Consider the following 17436-nt stretch of genomic DNA (forward strand, 5'->3'; position numbering starts at 1 on the left):
GGAAGTGCGTTGAGGACGGATCGAAAAATCCAAATCAAATGTCGAAATATAAATCAATAATTGAAATATGCAAATGCCTGAATATCAAAATATTTACTATCTGGTTTAAGGTACTTGCGTTGACTTTCCGGCCCTAAATAAATTGTATAATTTTTCTTAAAGGTTTTAACCACAAAGTATAAAACCGCGGTTTCAGATTGTTGACTTTCCAGGCCAGCCGGTCGTTGCGGTTGGCCGCGATACGGTTCTTTAGTGTGCTGTTGCTGACTCCGCCCGCCCGCATTTTCACCAGGACCTTGGGCAGGTAAGCAAGCTTGATGTTTTCACGATGTACAAACCGCAGCATCAGTTCGTAATCTGCTGCGCTTCCCAGATCAAGGCGAAAGTGCCCGTGTGTGTTGTAGACCTCTTTCCTGACGAAAAAGGTGGGGTGTGGCGGCATCCATCCGTTCAGAAACGCACCCACTTTATAAGCACCAGAGACCCACTTTCTGCGCACCACCGTTGCATCGTTCGCGTCAATATATTCCAAATCGCCATAGGAAGCGTCGGCGTTGCTGGATGCCAGCACTCCGGCCACTTCACTGATTACCGACGGATACGCGTAAAAATCGTCGGCATTCAGGATTCCTATGATGTCACCGGTTGCTAATTGTATGCCTTTGTTCATGGCATCGTAAATTCCGGCGTCGGGTTCACTCAAAAAACGGGCGATTTTTTCACCGTATGACCGCACGATTTCCTGGGTCCCGTCCTTGGAGTTTCCGTCCACGACGATGTACTCGATATCCGGATAATCCTGTCCGAGCACGGATTCAATGCAGTAGCGGATCGTGGCCGCGCCATTATATACAACAGTAAGTATGCTTACTTTCAATTGGTTATAGTTCTTGTTTTGATGTATTTCGCAGGATTTCCCTGGTAAATTCCATAAGGCTCCATATGGCTTGTAGCCACCGATCCGACGGTCAGCAACGCATGGGAGCCTACTTGGACGCCCGGGCAAACTGTCGCCTGCGCACCGATCCAGGAGCCTGCGCCAAGCGTTATGGGCTTCACTATCAGGTCAAAAGTGCTTTTTCTATAATTATGGTTACCCGTCAGAAGCATCGCTCCCTGCGACAGGCATGCGTTTGATTCAATAGTCACCAATGTGAGGTTGTCGATCCACACATTCTCGCCGATCCATACGTGGTCGCCTATTTGCAGGAACCAGGGGTATTTCACATTCACTTTAGGCTTGATTACCACCCCCTTGCCGATCTTCGCGCCGAACAAACGGAGCAGTGCCACCTTGAATGCCGAAGGGTAGGGAATATGTGTGTGGATGAACAAACGGTTCAGCAAATACCATATCACCAGCTTCGGATAGCCGCCCGGATTATACCAGTCGTTGTTATAAACGGACAGATTGGTTTGGGTTTCTGAGGTCTTTTCCATATTCCGTCCTGAAATGTGATATAATAGCTTCCTTGTCGCGTCCTACACGGTGATACACTTCGTAAATCTTGGCATCCACCAGAAAACGGTACCAAAACCCCTGTAAAACGTGCCATATGAGCCCCTTCGTTCCATCCAGGAAGCCCAATTTAACGAAGTACCTGTATGTAAAGTAGATAAACGGCCTCGTAAACAGCGGCATATTGGCATATTTGATTTTCAGGAAACGTGTACGCTGCTCCTGGCTTCCCCAGAAACTGGGCTCCACAGTCTCTTTGCTATCAAAGTTATATTTAATGTTCAACAGGTCGATGACCTCGCGGATTGCATAATTGTTATGCTTTTGGGTCCACCAGGTGAGGTTATTAAGGTTATGATCGACGATATCGTACTGCAATTGAGCGGTGGTGCCACTGCTGAGTTTGATATGTTCGTCCATCCACAGTTCCTCGCAAACGCCTAGCCCGCGCCGCCACACGCGCAGCAGCCAGATCGGGTAGTACCCGCCCCGTCGGATCCATTTTTCCATAAAAATGACCCGGCGTTTCACGTAGAGGCCTGATACGTCTTGCTGAATGTTGCGCATCGAAAGATTCAGCTCCTGCGCGAGCTCAGGCGTGATGTACTCGTCTGCGTCCATGCGCATGAGCCATTCCGTCTGGAACGGGTTATTCCGGATGCCGAAATTGAACTGGAAAGCGTAGGAAACCCAGGGATTTTGTACCACGATAGCGCCGAGGCTTTCGGCGATTGCCACCGTATCATCGGTGGAATACGAATCGACGATGAAAATCTTGTCGGTAACCTGTAACAGGCTTTGAATGCACCGGCCGATGTGCTTGGATTCGTTGTGCGTTAAAATGATGACTGATAAATCGACCATATTTGAATTAAAACAGACCTGTATCCCGGCGCCGGTCAGCGGTTACATTCGATAGCAAATGTAGTTACTTTTTTTGAACTCTCTTGTATTCTTCCAATAGCTGGTTGGCAACCACGCGGATGTCAAAATTTTCAGTTACCATCTTGTAAGCTCGATTTGCGATACCTTCCGCATAAGGCTTGTCTTGTAATATTTTAAGAAGGCCATCCGCCACGCCATCGCTGGTCAGCGGGGTCAGGTAAGCCGCATCGTAGCGCGCAATGTAGTCGCCGAAACCTACGCGGTCGGACACGAGTGCAGGCACGCCTGAGGTCATAGCTTCAAGCACCGCAATCGAAAATCCTTCGGAATAGGAGGGTGAAACGAATAGATCGGCATCGGCCAATGCCTCTTTTTTGATGGTGTCGGTCAGCATTCCTACGAGCTTAATGCGGCCTCCGAGGTTATGCTTTCGGATAAAATCTTCGGTTTCTACCTGGTAACCGTCGTCGGGCCCCGCTAATATCAGCTGGGCGTCCGGTATTTGCTCGTGAATTTTCTGAAATGCAGGTAAAAGCAGGTCAAGGCCTTTCTTAATGTTCAGCCTGGCCAGGAACAGTACCATTTGCTGGTCGGGTGAAATGCCATGTTTAGCCCTGAAAATACCCTTAGCGGGCAAGTTGGCGCGGTTATACTCGTCGAGCTTCATGCCATTAGGCACGATCACCATGTTTTTCGGACGGTAACCCAGGTAACGGATCACGTCCGCTTCTTCGTCCGTGTTGTTGATTTGGATCAGATCGGCTTTACCAAGCAGCCTTTTTTGGTATAACAAAGTCACCAGGTCCTTCTTCCATTTACTATGCGCGACCGCCCATTTGTCGAGCAGGCCGTGGATGGTGACGACTTTAACCGCCTTGGAGGGAATCAGGAACGGTGCCAGGCTACCAAAATGCCAGATCCCGTGCATATGTACCACGTCGTACTCGTGGATGTGCTTTTTCAGGTATTTGTACAATTCGACGGAAAATTCCCGGTAAAAGTTGCTTACCGGCGTCGTACGTGCAACTGCGATCAGTCGCGCGCCCTCGGGCACGGGGTACATTTTCTCACCGGGTGTCATTGGGCTCAGAATATCGACCTGGTGGCCCTGCTTTACGACCTCGGTAGTGTGGTCATAGATAATGCGGGCCGGGCCCCCGATCGCCCATGTATATGCACAAATATTGAGTATTCGCATGCTTGGGTTTTAATGTATAGTTGTGTTCGTTATGCTTCCTGTCTTTGGGCGGCCAGGTCGCGGTACGTTTCGGACATTTGCACAGCCACCGGTCCGGATGCGAATGGAGCAATCAATTTCAAAGATTCTTGGCCCATTGCGGCGATGCGGTCGGGATTTTGGATGAAAAACGTTAAATGCTTTTCCAAAGCGGCTTGCTGCGTGTGATTAAAAGTGAAACCGTTTACGCCATCCTGCACCAGATCGCCCGCGCACCCGCAGGTATCGGACACGATCACGGGCATTCCGCATACCATCGCCTCATTGACTACCAGTCCCCACGGCTCCGATTTGCTGGGTAACACCAACACATCGCTCTGTGCCAGCCAGCCCGGCACCTGGTACCACGGGAATCCCCCGGCGAAAATGACCTTACCGGCAACACCGGAACCGGCCACCAGCTTTTCCAGATTCTCCTTTTCAGGGCCGTCACCTACAAAAAGCAGCTGCCAGTCGGCGCCGGTTTGCCTCACAGTATGGTCAAATGCGCGGATTAATGTATCCAGGTTCTTTTCAGGCGCGAGCCTGCCCACGTAGACGAATTTCTTTGAAACAGGCTTCGCAGTCGCATGAAGCTCTTTTTGGGCTTCGTCGTACCGTTGGCGGATTACCTGCTCATCGATCACCGCCGCATTGCGCACTTTGATAGCGCTTTTCGCAACGCCCAGACTTTCCAGGTATTCCGCCGATGTTTTGCCAAAGCAAAAAAATGCATTGGCACGGCTCACAATTACTTTCTTGATCGCCTCTTTCCAACCGGAACGGTTATGATCCGCGGAGGAAGATTCCGATGAAATCACCACTTTCACACCTTTTGCGCGCGCATAAAACATGAGCAGTACCTGCGCCCAGTCGAAATAGCCGGTGATATTGAGTACATCGGGCCGGTACTCGTTGAAGATCCTGAAAAGCGCTTCGCGCCGTGCGCCGAAGCCTACCTGGTCGAGGCTTCGCTCGAAAAGGACCTTGTAAGGATAATCGTAGACGATCGTATCGTCATTTTGCATGACTTTCCGGCTCGCCTCGTACAATGCGATCTGGGCGACAAGCAATTCGTCGGCCGGATCGGCCCGCTTCATAGCGCGGTCGATCTCACTGAAAAGCTTCGATTTGTAATGCGCCCATAATTGGTTGTGAACAATCAGTACGCGCATCATTTCCGAAGGTTAAGGTATTCCTGAAACAATGGGTACAGGTTATCAGCCAGGAAGGCCTGCCCGCTGCTGTTGAAATGTACGACATCCATTTTCCGGTAACGTTCCTTCGATACACCGAACTGGAATTCATCTATCAGCCTGATATTCTTTTCTTTGGCAAATGCAATGATCTCCTGCCCCTGGTCATTGAAATGGCCGAGGTCGATCTCGGAAATTTCCGGATGCAGGTAAATGAACATCGGGATATTCTGCTGCCGGGCGATTTCATAGAGCTGCTCATAACCCGGGTTGAATATCAGACCCGGCTTGCGGATACCCGCTTCGTTGAGCTTTCTGGCTTCAACCGTGTCCTCAGCGGCTTTCGCATCGGCTGCTACGTGCGAGCTGTCCGTTACTTCGGTTTTTACAATTGCAATATGCTCTTCCTTTTTCTCCGGTTCAGGCGTCAGGAAAAGGGTATCCAGAAAATAGAAGAACATCCAGCGGTACCGATCCCAAAGTTCATAGAGCGCTACCTTATATTGTTTGTCGGGCCATCCGGGATCGATCCCCACCGGGCTTTGATGGGACATAATGTCGTGGGCGTCGTGGCTGCTCGTCACGAGGCAAATCAGTTTGGCCTTGAAAGTACCGTATTTTTTGAGGTAAGCGGCGATATTATCCGGCCCCCAGGAGCCGGCGGAGATGTTCAGCACCCGCACCCGCTTGTTGAAATCCTTTAAAAAGCGTTTTTCGAGCAGGGTGGAAGCAATGCTGTCCTGATCGGTAAGGCTTCCGCCGTTGACCACCGAATCGCCGATCAGCAGAATCACGAGGCTATCGGTGGGCAGTACCTCCTCATTCCGCATGGAGAGGCTATTGGTACGCAGCACCTGACCGAACCTTTTGACGTCCTGGTTAGGTGCATATATATATTCAAAATCAGGATCAGATACATAAAGAGGCGAATTACAAAAGCCATATTTTACCCTTAATACAACCTCGGTAATCCCTGCGAGAATGACAATAGCTATTAAAAAACCGTAAACAAACTTTAACATCAAGTGAACGTCTTCTGCGTCGAAAGTGACTGCAAATTTAGGATTACTTTTTCCATTTACTGCTTTTTCGGTTTTCGTTAACTAAATAAGTCGGTATTTAATCCGACATGGTCGCTGCTGCCGACCTTCTTCCCCGGTGTTCCTATTGCTCCCCAACCACCGGTAAAATAGTGACAATCCCGGAATACGCCGGGTGGATGGTTCGCTGATCAATCACCTGGCATAAGTCTTTATTGTGGGGCGTTTCAGTTTTGTATTAGTCAAAACCTAAAAACGAAGCGTCATGAGATTTATAGAATCAAAAACGGGGATTAACGCGGAGTCGGTGAAGCTCTTTGTACACGAGGTAGGGCAGGGCAAACCCGCCATATTCGTTTCGGGTTGGCCGCTCAGCCATGAAATGTGGGAGTATCAGTTTAATGTTTTACCTAAACACGGGATACGCTGCATTGGCTACGACCGCCGTGGCTTCGGAAAGTCTGACAAGCCGTGGAATGGCTACGACTACGACACGCTTGCCGCCGACCTTAAATCGGTGATCGACACGCTGGGTCTGGACGACGTGACACTCGTCGGGTTCTCGATGGGTGGAGGCGAAGTAGTGCGGTATCTGAGCAAATATGGCAGCAGCAAGGTTTCGAAAGCTGTCCTGATCAGTACTGTGCTTCCTTATATGCTTAAAACCGACGACAACCCAGAGGGCGTGCCGCAGGGCGTGTTCGATGGATTTGTGAAAGAGATAGAGGACGACCGGCCGAAGTTTCTGGCAGGTTTCGCCAGGGATTTTTATGGAAATGCGTTTCTGAACAATGCGGTAAGTGATGAACTGCTGCAATGGCACAGCATGCTGGCCCTGCAAGGTTCAGGGCGCGCTACTACGCAATGCATCCGCAGTTTCAGCGCCACCGATTTTCGCAATGAAATATCGTTGCTCGATGTCCCGGTGCTCATTATTCATGGAGAAGATGATAAGACGGTACCCATTAACGTGAGCAGCGAGCGTACCTCTCAAATGCTGCCAGGTGCCGAGTATATTGTTTACGAAAGTGCGCCGCACGGTCTGTTCGTGACGCACAAGGAGCGGCTGAACAAGAACCTGATCCAGTTTATCAATCAGGAAGTGGTGACGATCAGCAATCCGTATACCGACATTTCAACCTAGCATCAAAAACTCAGATGATAAGTATGCGGGGCGGTACCAGTGGGGCGCCCCGCTTTTATGCGATCATTTCAATCAGTTCGATGCGGTTCCCGAATGGGTCGCGGAAAGAGAAGCGGTTACGGTCGGGGATTTTGCTATCGTTTTTAATGGCAATGCCGTGCTTTTCAAGCAGCGCACGGGCTTCTTCCAGATTGTCCACTTCAAATGCCGGGTGACGTTGAGACATACCGTGTACATCCTCCGCCCGTATATGCAGCTGGATATCGCCCATCTGGAACCATATCGCACCGTGGGGTAGCGGGTAGCCCAGGTCAGTCAGTTCCTCAAGGCCCAATACTCCGCCATAGAATTCCCGTGCCTGCTGCTCGGTGCCCGGCGGGATGCAGAGCATAATGTGATCCAGTCTTTTGAATTTAATGTTCATAGTAAGGAGTGTTTTGGGCATCAAAGCTAGCGCCATATTTTGGATAAACCTTTCTGTGTGCCCCAAATCGGGTCAAAAAGTGGAATGGGGACTTTGCTGATGTTTTCCAATGCGCGCGGCCGGTCGCCGGGTTCACCGCGGAGAATGTCATAATCTCGACCATCCGGATAAGCTCCTACTACTGCGAAATCCGCCGATGCTTCCAGTTTCTTGTGCCCGACCCCGGCGGGTATTATCAGCACATCGCCGGCTGTCACTTGCAGCTTTTCGCCACGCTCCCCGCCCATGTGCAGCAATGCGCTGCCCTGGTACACGCCCAGGACTTCGTGGGTGATGCTATGGTAATGATGATAGGGAAATACGCCATTTCGCCATGAATTCGTCCAATTGTTCTCAGCAAAGCGCCTTTCAAGCCAGGCCGCGCCCTCCTCATCACTGCCCGTGAAAGCGCCATGGTAAACCAGCAGCGGATATTTGCTGTTGGGAATGCTGCCGTCGTCCTGGAACTGGTATGTGTGCGGTTGTGTGATGTTCATGGTTACGTGGTGTGTTATGGTTACTCCAAAAAGCTACGTGTATAATTCCTGACATGGTCCCGGAGGCTTGCTTTTACTTCCAACCAGGTGACGTTTAACAAATCAATGGGATCCTCTTGAGGATCGGCGTCCTCGAAGTACACAAGTCTCAAAAGTTCCAGGGTTGATTCTGCGACTGTCTCCTTGTGTAACTTTTGAAATCGTTTATATGGAGGTCGAATGCGACACAAATGAAATTGAGAACATCCTTTTTGAGATACGCAGCAAAAATGATCCGTTTCTTGAACCGATTGACCCCATAAAACCGGATTACATTAATAAAATCGTCCCAAGTTCCGTAGTTGGGGACTTTTTCCATTACAAATAAGTCCTTTTCCTGAAAGTCGATTTGATCGAAATCGACATCCCAGAATGCGGCTCTGGATATTGTAGGCTTAACCATCAAAGAGTTTTCCATTTTGCTGTCAGTTTTTCACAGGCCCTTTACTCACCTCTTTTCCTTCCTTCCAAACGGATTCGATCTTTCTTGTGTTCCGGATGTCGTCGAGAGGATTGGCGGAGAGGATGAGCAGGTCGGCTTTTTTGCCTTTTTCGAGGGTGCCTTTTTCCTGGTCGATGTGCAACGCGGCGGCCGCATTGCGGGTGCTGATCGTGATGGCTTGCGCAGGTGTGAGGCCGGCTTTTACCATCAGCTCCATTTCCAAATGCTCCGTAAAGCCCTGCGTGCGAACAGGGAACGCGCCGGAATCGGTGCCGAGAGCTACATTGATGCCTGCGTCGTGGATTTTCTTCAAATTGATCATCGCCGTTTTGAATGCCGACATATTGCGCTGGTAATCCGGCGAATTCCTGATTTTCTCGGCATAAGCCTTGTCGGTGATCATTTCGAAAACACCCGGTTCGAGCGAGGCTTTGAAAAATGGGTCGTTGATCCATTCGGGATTGCCGGCGTAGGCAAACTGATACTCGTCCAGGGACAACGTAGGTATGTAAGTCACGTTTTTCTGCCTCATTTTGGTCAGCAGGCTCTGGTCTACTTCCTTGTCGCGGATGCTGTGGGCGATGATGTCTATTCCCGCTTCGGTGAGTTTGCGAGCGTCTTCGAGGTAGAAGAGGTGGGCAGCTACGCGGATGTTGTGTTTGTGTGCCTCGCGGATAATGGCCTGGTAGATCTCAGGTTTCATTTTTTGTGCATGGCCGCCGTGATCGTCGACCCAGATCTTCACGACTGTGGGCTTTACCGCAGCCAGCTTTTCCATCATCGCCGGGACATCTTCGGGCGTGGTGGGGCGCAGCAACAGGTTCATCCATGAGCCGGGATTCGGATCGGGCGTGTTGAAGCCGTAGCCTGCCGAATACAGCCTTGCTCCCGGGAGCAGCCCAGCCTGGGTGGAGTCGATAAAGCCGTTGAATATCAGCGGACGGTCGGTACCCAAGGCCAACACGGCGCTGACGCCGTAATCTTCGTATTTTTTCAGGTGCCGCAGCAGGTTTTCGCGGGTGTAGTTGTCGGCAGACGACGTCGTGCCTTTAAGCGTTCCCACGTGCGCGTGGGCGCAGATGAGCGAGGGCATGACGGTTTTGCCGTTCAAATCGATTTCGTGGGCACCATTGGTTCTAATCCCTTTTTGAATGGCGGCGATCTGCCCGGCGGTGATCAGGATATCGGTTTGGGACTGCGGTACGGAACCCGTGCCGTCAATCACCGTGGCGTTTTTGAGCAGGATCGAACCGGTATTTTGGGCGGATAACCCGGCCGGGAGCAGGATGCCGATTATTTGAAATAGAAATAATAATTTCTTCATGATTAATAGATCTGGGATTTGAATAGGATCAGGTGCATTGGTACATATTTTGATGAAGTAAAAAGTCGCGCCGGGCAGGTGCGAAAATTAAAAAACATCAACACCTAAAGAATAATATCATGGCTAAATATTCGAAAAAAGCTGGTGAAAAGGTGGAGGAAGCCTTGCATGAGCAAAAAGAAGGAAAGCTGAAATCCGGTTCAGGAAAAAAGGTGACTTCTAAAAAACAAGCCATCGCCATCGGTTTATCCGAAGCCCGCAAGGAAGGTGCGAAAGTCCCTAAAAAGAAAGACTAGCAGCGTATTAAGCATAAAGCCCTTTTTCCATAGTCCGGAAAGGGGGCTTTTTTGTAAATAATGTAAAGTGAAAGATGCGGGTGGGGAATTGACATTCGCATTCGATAAAATTAATTCTAACGTGGGCTTATAATCCTTAAAATAGTCGAATAACTGCTATATTGTACGGACACTACTGACGTTTCTAATTGTAAGTTCTTTTAAAATGAATGACCTGAGGAAGGAGCTATTGAAGCTGCTGCAAAAGGATGAGCGCATTTTTGACTTTATCCAGGACTCGGCCACAGACGGATTATTAATATGGAGGCATTCAAAGCCGGACGATTACTGGGCTGACAAGAAATTGCAGCAAACGATCGCGCCAGGCCCGGGTTTTCAACAGGGCAACGACGTGCCTGCTTCACTTTTTGAAAATGCTTCTTTTTCATTCCATATAAAGAATGTTCTAGCGGGTTTTCCCGAAAGCGAGGAGCCGCGCCATGGCATTGTCAGACTTTCTCGTGATAACGTACAGGCATTGCGGTTGGCAGTTACCTCCATTTATGCACATGCAGAACCATATGGTTGGCTCGTTTTGTCGGGTTTCCGACGCGATAACCTGTTGCCCGAACTGCCAGGTTTAGTTACCAGCACCGAGCTCTATCAGTCTTTCCTGAATAGCAATGCGATTTATGTGACGAGTATTGATCTGGAAGGAAACTACAAATATGTCAACGACCATTTCTGTGAGTTTTACGGGCTGGAAAGAAACGCGATCATTGGCAAATCATCTCTTGGCGACATTGTGCCGGAGGATATCGAAAAGTGCCTGCAAGCGGGCGAGCAATGCTTTATTAACCCGGGAATACCTCAACCGGTAATCCTTCGGAAGTACTCGTCGCTGGACGGGGTCAAAACGACGCAATGGGAATTCACAGGCATTGCCGACGAAAATGGGGTAGTTGAGGAGATATTATGCATCGGGTACGATATTACCCAGCAGCTCAAAGTACAGGAAGATCTGTCGGTGCTCGTATCCAATATGCAGGATGTGCTGTTCACAATCTCCCCGGCTGGCATTTTCAGTTATGTATCGCCGAGCTGGACGTCGATGTATGGACATACAATTGAAGAAACTGTCGGAAGGCCGTTCACCGAATTCATTCATCCTGACGATTTCCACATCTGTTTCGAGGCCTTGCGCATTACCGCCGAAACCGGTGTACCGGTGCCGGGCGGTGTAGAGCACCGGATCAGGCACAAGGATGGATCGTGGTCGTGGAGCAATACCAGCGCCAATATCGATCCGGTAAGCAAGGAAATCATTCTGACAAGCCACGACATTACCGAACTGCGAAACTCCCGTGAGCGCCTTAAAGAGCTGGCTATCGTCGCTTCCAACACGACAGACTATATTGTTATAACAGACAGTAAGGGGTATATAACATGGGTTAATAAAGCCTATGAAACGCACACCGGTTACGAGCGGAAGGAGATAAAAGGAATGAGCCCGCTGGTTTTATTGCGAGGCCCTGAAACCGACCCCGATACCCTCGACCGAATTTTGCTGCATTGCAAAGAGAAGAAGGTTGTGCGGGAGGAAGTGCTTTGCTATACCAAAACCGGGGTGAGCTACTGGGTTGACCTTAAAGTGACACCTGTTTTCGATGATTATGGTAACTGCACCCATTTCATAGCCGTCGAAAGGGATATTACTGCCCGTAAAGCGGCAGACCAGGAGCTGAGGCGGATCAAGGACATTCAGGAGCAGACGAACAGTGTTGCGCGTGTAGGAGGGTGGGAGCTGTACGCACGCACGGGAGAGCTCTACTGGTCGCCTACCACCAAGGAAATCCATGAAGTGCCACCGGATTATGTTCCGAATACCGATACCGCGATTCATTTTTATAAAGAAGGACATAGCAGGGAGGTTATCACCAGGGCTGTGGCCGAGGGGCTGGCCTATGGAACGCCCTGGGACAGCGAGTTGCAGTTGGTAACGGCAAAAGGGAACGAGTTGTGGGTCAGGTCGATCGGGAAGGCCGAAATGGTAGACGGCGTGTGCGTTCGTGTTTACGGGGCGTTTCAGGATATCACGCACCGCAAACAGGCGGAGATGGATATCAAGAATTCGGAAGTCAAATTCCGGACCTTGTATGATTCCACGAGTGATGCGGTAATCCTTTTTGACCATACGGGCTACCTGGACTGTAATGAAGCCGCATTGAAAATGTTTGGAATCGATTCCGTCGAGATGTTTAGGGAAATGCCGATGGGCGATTTGTCGGGATTGAACGAGATCGGCATGGAAGACTACAAAAGCGAGGGTCACAGGCATGTGCAGATGGTTTATGAAAAGGGCACACACAGTTTCGAGTGGAAATACAGGCGTTTCGGCGAATCGAAGGAGTCGTTTATTGCCGAGGTTTTGCTTAACCTGATGAAGGTCAACGACTCCGAGATTATCCAGGCGGTGATCCGCGATATTACCCTCCGGAAGCGCGCGGAACTCGAACTGCTCGAAGCCCGGGAACATGCGGAAGCGGCCAGCAAACTGAAATCAGAGTTTCTGGCCAATATGAGCCACGAAATCCGCACACCGCTGAATGGTGTGGTTGGATTTACCGATCTGCTGATGAAAACCAATCTGGACGAAACCCAGCAGCAATACATGTCGATGGTTTTTCAGTCGGCCAATTCGCTGATGGACATTATCAACGACATCCTCGACTTTTCCAAAATTGAAGCCGGCAAACTGGAACTGACTCCGGAGAAGACCGATCTGCTGGAAGTTTGCGGACAAGTAGCTGATATGGTGACTTACCAGGCGCAGCAGAAACACCTGGAAATGCTGCTGAACATCCCGGCCGACATTCCGCAGTTCGTCTGGTGTGATTCCGTGCGGCTGCGGCAAATCCTTGTGAATTTGCTCAGCAATGCAGTCAAATTCACGAGCAGCGGGGAAATCGAGCTGAAAATAGAACTTCTGCAAAAGGTAAGCGGCCTTGACTATACATTCCGGTTCTCGGTCCGCGATACGGGCATCGGTATCGATCCTCAAAATCAGCGTCGCATTTTCGAGGCATTTTCACAGGAAGATTCCTCCACCACCAAGCGGTTTGGAGGTACAGGGCTTGGCCTCACCATTTCCAATAGTCTCCTCGGGCTGATGGACAGCCGCCTGCAATTAATGAGCAAGCTCGAACACGGCAGCACCTTCTTTTTCGACGTTACATTCCGCGCCATCGAAGGGGAAGACCGGTTTGAATGGGAGAATGTGGAGCAGATCGAAAATGTGCTGGTGGTCGACGATAATATCCACAACGGGCAGATTTTGAAAGATATGCTGGCGAACAAGCGGATCGCTGCGGATTACGTCCGCAGCGGCGAAGAGGCATATGACCTGCTGGTTACGGGTAAAGGATATGACGTGATACTCATGGATTGTCAGATGCCGGGGCGGGACGGGATCGAGACGATCCGGATGCTACGAAAGCTGGAAGGCAAGGCCGGCCGGCAGCCCGTCATATTGCTGAACGATTCGTTTGATGAGGAAGCGCTGAGTGCTTTTGGGAACGAGTTGGATATCCGGCATTTTTTGGTAAAACCAGTTAAAATACAACAGCTTTTTCATGCGCTGTCCGATCTGGGACTCAAAACAAAAATTCCGGAAAAGCCCGCCAAAACAGTATCGCAGGAAAAACTATCCCAAGAACCTTACGAAACAGGAGAGGTGAAAATACTCATAGCGGAAGACCACAAGATCAACATGCTGCTGGTTAAATCGATGCTGGGTAAAATATTGCCCGGCAGCGAGTTGATCGAGGCAGCAAACGGACGGGAAGCGATCGAGGCATTCCTGAGAACGAGCCCCGACATCGTTTTTATGGACATTCAAATGCCGGAAATGAACGGGTATGAAGCCACGCGCGAGATCAGGCAGGCGGGAAGCCCGCACGTGCCGATCATCGCGCTTACAGCGGGTACCGTGGTAGGCGAGCGCGAGAAATGCATCGAGGCCGGTATGGACGATTACCTCACTAAACCCGTTTTGAAAGACACGCTCGAGGCGGCGGTCCGCAAATGGCTTCACAAGCCGGATTAACCATTCACCACCTGTCCGCCGTTGGGGTGTAATACCTGCCCGCTCATGTACGAGGCGTCCTCACTGGCCAGGAACACGTAACAAGTGGCTACCTCGCAAGGCTGCCCCGGGCGCTTGAACGGGGTGTCTTTACCGAATTTTTTTACCCGCTCTGAATCAAAAGTAGAGGGAATGAGCGGTGTCCAGATCGGCCCCGGCGCCACCGCATTCACCCGGATGCCCTTTTCGGCCAGATTTCCCGCCAGCGACCGCGTGTAAGCGACGATCGCGCCTTTGGTGGATGAATAATCCAGCAACGACGGACTGCCGTGATAGGCCGTAACGGAAGTAGTATTGATAACTGTGTCCCCCTGCTGCAAATGCGGCAACGCGGCTTGCGTGAAGTAGAAAAAGGAGAAGATGTTAGTCGCAAAGGTATCGCTCAACTGATCTGGCGAAATCTGGTCGACGCTTTCCTGCGGATGCTGCTCTGCAGCATTGTTGACCAGGATATTCAGTTTCCCGAATTCATTGACCGTACGGCTTACCGCCTCTCTACAAAACGCCTCGCTGCGGATGTCTCCCTGTATGAGCAGGCAACTTCTTCCTTCGGCCTCCACCATAGCCCTGGTATCGGCAGCGTCCTGATTTTCATCGAAGTACACAATGGCAATGTCCGCGCCTTCGCGCGCGAAATGCACCGCTACCGAGCGGCCTATGCCACTGTCGCCTCCTGTAATGAGGGCTGTTTTACCTTTCAGTTTGCCGCTGCCACGGTAGTTTTCGCGAATCACGACCGGTGCCGGATCCATAACCTCTTCTATGCCGGGCTGCGCGCTTTGCGTCTGCCCGCGGGTGTCTATCTCGAAGCTCATAATGCTTAATTGTTTTTGTGGATGCGGCGCATTGTCAAAAAGGATATGCCAATGGCTGGCGCGGGCGGAAAGCACGGCCTGATGTTGGCAAATGAGTAAAGATTTTCACAGTGGAGTGTATGCGTTTGGGCCGCAAAGGTCTGTTTTGATGCTTCGAAAGGTGGTCGGCATGGTTATTAATGCAAGCCACGCGATGTGGCCGCAAATGCCGGCCGGCAAACGTATCGTGCTATGGATTCTAAAAAGGTGGTGATCGTAGGCGGAGGTTTCGGAGGTATTAACCTTGCCCAGAAGCTATCCCGGAATAAATCGTTTCAAATTGTGCTGGTGGATAAGAACAACTACAATTTCTTCCCGCCATTGCTGTACCAGGTGGCGACCGGTTTTCTGGAAGCTTCCAACATCAGCTATCCGTTCCGCAAGTTTTTTCAGGACAAGCCCAATCTCCGGTTCAGTCTGGGAGGCTTTGAAAGGGTTTTTCCGGAAGAAAAGAAAATAGCGACCGAAAGCGGCGATATCAACTACGACTACCTCGTATTCGCGACTGGTACCGAAAGCAACTATTTTGGCATGGAGAATGTGCGGAAAAATGCGGTACCCATGAAAACCGTGCAGGACGCGCTCGCATTGCGGAATCATATTCTCAGATTGAAAGAACAAGCCACCAAAGAGACCGACGCTGCTGTCCGCAGAAAGCTGCTTTCTATTGTGGTGGCCGGTGCAGGCCCGACCGGCGTGGAAGTATCGGGAATGCTGGCGGAAATGCATAAGAGTATTTTCAAAAAGGATTATCCCGAATTGAAAAGGGAAGAAGTGCAAATCTACCTCGTAGATGCGCTGCCCGTGGTATTGAATCCAATGAGCAAAAAATCGCAGGAGGAAACGCTTGCGGAACTTCGTGGGCTGGGAATACAGGTGCTGCTGGATCACGCGGTGAAGGATTATAACAACGGAATCGTCACATTTGCCAACGGCAACACCATCGAAACCGAAACGTTGATCTGGACCTCAGGTGTGACCGCTACCGCATTGCCCGGCTTGCCCGAGGAAGTTTTCGGCAAGGGCCGGCGTGTACTGGTGGACGCTTATAATCGAGTGAAAGGTTTTGAGGATATTTTTGCCATCGGGGATGTGTGTCTGATGACCGCCGACGCAAAATTTCCGAGTGGGCATCCCCAACTCGCCCAGGTAGCCATTCAACAGGGGAGGAACCTGGCATATAACCTGTCCCAATGGCAGGAGGGGCGCTCGCCGAAGGCATTTGAATACAAAGATAAAGGCACGATGGCGATCATCGGCGTCAACAAGGCGGTGGCCGACTTGCCGGGCTTGCATTTCAAGGGCTTTATCGCTTATTTTCTGTGGCTCGTGGTACATTTGTTTTCGCTGATCCGCTACCGGAACCAGGTGAAAACTCTTTACAACTGGATGGTCGCATTCTTCACGCGGGACCAGTCCCTGCGCTTCATCCTCGATTCGAAACCGGAAAAGCCGGTACATTGACCGCAACCGTCAATTGAATGTCGTTAATTTCAGTCTTAGTTCTCTATGATCCAGACAATTGCTGATCCCTCCCAATACCCCTTCGAATGGCTCGACGTAACGGCCCCCGATGAGGAGGAGTTAAAGCTGCTCAGGGGAAAATACGGGTTACACGCCTCATCGATCAAAGACTGGCTGCAACCCGACCATTTGCCAAAATACGAGGATGTAGGCACTTATGTATTCATTATTTTCAGGATGCACAGCGAGGAAGTCGGGACTGAGGCGGATACCGTCGCCGAGTTGACCAACAAGCTGGCGATTTTCATGACGAAGGACAGGGTCATTACCATGCATAAAAAGGATTGGGGCGCGCCGGAAGTCATTCGTAAGCAACAGGTTGACCAGCATTCGTGCGAGGATACGGTACACCTGGTGAACGAGATCATTAAAAGCTGCATTGCCACCTACGAGGCTCCGTCGCTGAAACTGACGAAGGATATCGAGTACTATGAAGAAAACATGTTTCTCAAAAGACGTAAAGCGTCGCTTTTGAAAGGTTTGTATTACCTCAGACGAAGGGTGGAGGTCACGCGGCGTATTCTGATGCTCTCCCACGAAATTGTAGACAAGATAGATGTGCCGGGCCATTCCAATACCTATACACGCGACACACGGGATTTGTACGTGAAACTGCACAATATTTATGACACGCTATTTGAGAACATGAACCACCTGGTGATGGTCTACTTCTCGATTTCCTCCCAGCGAACCAATGAGATCGTGCGCGTGCTCACCGTGTTTTCGGTCTTTTTTATGCCGCTCACATTTATTGTGGGTATTTACGGGATGAACTTCGATTTTATGCCTGAATTGCGGCTGAAATGGGGTTATCCGGCGGTAATGATCCTGATGGGCGGGATCACTTTCGGGATTTATGTGTGGTTTAAACGGCGTGGATGGTTGTAAGAAGTGGCATAATTGCATTTAACCTCTATTTTTGCCTCCCTATTGT

At 50.4% G+C, this 17436-nt stretch carries 16 protein-coding genes; 5 read left to right on the forward strand and 11 right to left on the reverse strand.

Annotated features, from left to right (window positions below; translation table 11 throughout):
- Positions 1-133 precede the first annotated feature (133 nt).
- From ACQ4MZ_RS14780 to ACQ4MZ_RS14805, 6 genes are all read right to left on the reverse strand, one after another.
- Complete coding sequence (locus tag ACQ4MZ_RS14780) at positions 134-877, reverse strand: glycosyltransferase family 2 protein (RefSeq protein WP_430845844.1); 744 nt, start codon at positions 875-877, stop codon at positions 134-136.
- Positions 874-1440 carry a putative colanic acid biosynthesis acetyltransferase gene (locus ACQ4MZ_RS14785; RefSeq protein WP_430845845.1) on the reverse strand — a complete coding sequence of 189 codons (567 nt, stop codon included), beginning with the start codon at positions 1438-1440 and terminating at the stop codon, positions 874-876. The genes ACQ4MZ_RS14780 and ACQ4MZ_RS14785 overlap by 4 nt, the downstream gene beginning before the upstream one ends.
- Positions 1397-2323, reverse strand: coding sequence for a glycosyltransferase family 2 protein (locus ACQ4MZ_RS14790; RefSeq protein ID WP_430845846.1), 927 nt, complete (start codon positions 2321-2323; stop codon positions 1397-1399). Before ACQ4MZ_RS14790 ends, ACQ4MZ_RS14785 begins: the two co-directional genes overlap by 44 nt.
- 64 nt (positions 2324-2387) lie before the next feature.
- Positions 2388-3542 carry a glycosyltransferase gene (locus ACQ4MZ_RS14795; protein WP_430845847.1) on the reverse strand — a complete coding sequence of 385 codons (1155 nt, stop codon included), beginning with the start codon at positions 3540-3542 and terminating at the stop codon, positions 2388-2390.
- A gap of 29 nt (positions 3543-3571) precedes the next feature.
- Positions 3572-4738, reverse strand: a complete 1167-nt coding sequence (locus tag ACQ4MZ_RS14800; RefSeq protein WP_430845848.1) for a glycosyltransferase — start codon at positions 4736-4738, stop codon at positions 3572-3574.
- Entirely contained in the window at positions 4735-5778 is a 1044-nt protein-coding gene (locus ACQ4MZ_RS14805; RefSeq protein WP_430845849.1) for a hypothetical protein, read from the reverse strand. Before ACQ4MZ_RS14805 ends, ACQ4MZ_RS14800 begins: the two co-directional genes overlap by 4 nt.
- A gap of 283 nt (positions 5779-6061) precedes the next feature.
- Here ACQ4MZ_RS14805 and ACQ4MZ_RS14810 point away from each other — a divergent pair, with 283 nt between their 5' ends.
- Complete coding sequence (locus ACQ4MZ_RS14810; RefSeq protein WP_430845850.1) at positions 6062-6940, forward strand: alpha/beta fold hydrolase; 879 nt, start codon at positions 6062-6064, stop codon at positions 6938-6940.
- 55 nt (positions 6941-6995) lie between these two features.
- Here the strand turns inward: ACQ4MZ_RS14810 and ACQ4MZ_RS14815 are convergent, their stop codons facing one another.
- The 4 genes from ACQ4MZ_RS14815 to ACQ4MZ_RS14830 all read right to left on the reverse strand — a co-directional run bounded on the left by ACQ4MZ_RS14815 (position 6996) and on the right by ACQ4MZ_RS14830 (position 9705).
- The gene (locus tag ACQ4MZ_RS14815) at positions 6996-7364 is read right to left on the reverse strand and encodes a VOC family protein (RefSeq protein ID WP_430845851.1); all 369 of its coding nucleotides are present in this window, start codon (positions 7362-7364) and stop codon (positions 6996-6998) included.
- A 26-nt stretch (positions 7365-7390) separates the two neighbouring features.
- Positions 7391-7900: a cupin gene (locus tag ACQ4MZ_RS14820; RefSeq protein ID WP_430845852.1), complete on the reverse strand. Its 510-nt coding sequence runs from the start codon at positions 7898-7900 to the stop codon at positions 7391-7393.
- A 148-nt stretch (positions 7901-8048) separates the two neighbouring features.
- Positions 8049-8357, reverse strand: coding sequence for a DUF6922 domain-containing protein (locus tag ACQ4MZ_RS14825; RefSeq protein ID WP_430845853.1), 309 nt, complete (start codon positions 8355-8357; stop codon positions 8049-8051).
- 7 nt (positions 8358-8364) lie between these two features.
- Positions 8365-9705 carry an amidohydrolase family protein gene (locus ACQ4MZ_RS14830; RefSeq protein ID WP_430845854.1) on the reverse strand — a complete coding sequence of 447 codons (1341 nt, stop codon included), beginning with the start codon at positions 9703-9705 and terminating at the stop codon, positions 8365-8367.
- A gap of 119 nt (positions 9706-9824) precedes the next feature.
- Between ACQ4MZ_RS14830 and ACQ4MZ_RS14835 the strand changes: the two genes are divergently transcribed.
- Both ACQ4MZ_RS14835 and ACQ4MZ_RS14840 read left to right on the forward strand, forming a co-directional pair.
- Complete coding sequence (locus ACQ4MZ_RS14835; protein ID WP_012779878.1) at positions 9825-10001, forward strand: DUF6496 domain-containing protein; 177 nt, start codon at positions 9825-9827, stop codon at positions 9999-10001.
- 205 nt (positions 10002-10206) lie between these two features.
- Positions 10207-14085 (forward strand): PAS domain S-box protein, encoded by a 3879-nt coding sequence (locus tag ACQ4MZ_RS14840; RefSeq protein WP_430845855.1) that lies wholly within the window; start codon positions 10207-10209, stop codon positions 14083-14085.
- Here ACQ4MZ_RS14840 and ACQ4MZ_RS14845 read toward each other — a convergent pair.
- Positions 14082-14939: an SDR family oxidoreductase gene (locus tag ACQ4MZ_RS14845; RefSeq protein ID WP_430845856.1), complete on the reverse strand. Its 858-nt coding sequence runs from the start codon at positions 14937-14939 to the stop codon at positions 14082-14084. The genes ACQ4MZ_RS14840 and ACQ4MZ_RS14845 overlap by 4 nt on opposite strands.
- Positions 14940-15170: 231 nt before the next feature.
- On the opposite strand from ACQ4MZ_RS14845, the gene ACQ4MZ_RS14850 reads away from it, so the two are divergent.
- Positions 15171-16442 carry an NAD(P)/FAD-dependent oxidoreductase gene (locus ACQ4MZ_RS14850; RefSeq protein ID WP_430845857.1) on the forward strand — a complete coding sequence of 424 codons (1272 nt, stop codon included), beginning with the start codon at positions 15171-15173 and terminating at the stop codon, positions 16440-16442.
- Positions 16443-16487: 45 nt separating this feature from the next.
- Complete coding sequence (locus ACQ4MZ_RS14855; protein WP_430845858.1) at positions 16488-17390, forward strand: magnesium transporter CorA family protein; 903 nt, start codon at positions 16488-16490, stop codon at positions 17388-17390.
- The last annotated feature ends 46 nt before the right edge of the window (positions 17391-17436 follow it).

The sequence above is a fragment of the Dyadobacter sp. BHUBP1 genome, assembly GCF_050587785.1.
In the GTDB taxonomy this organism is placed as follows: domain Bacteria; phylum Bacteroidota; class Bacteroidia; order Cytophagales; family Spirosomataceae; genus Dyadobacter.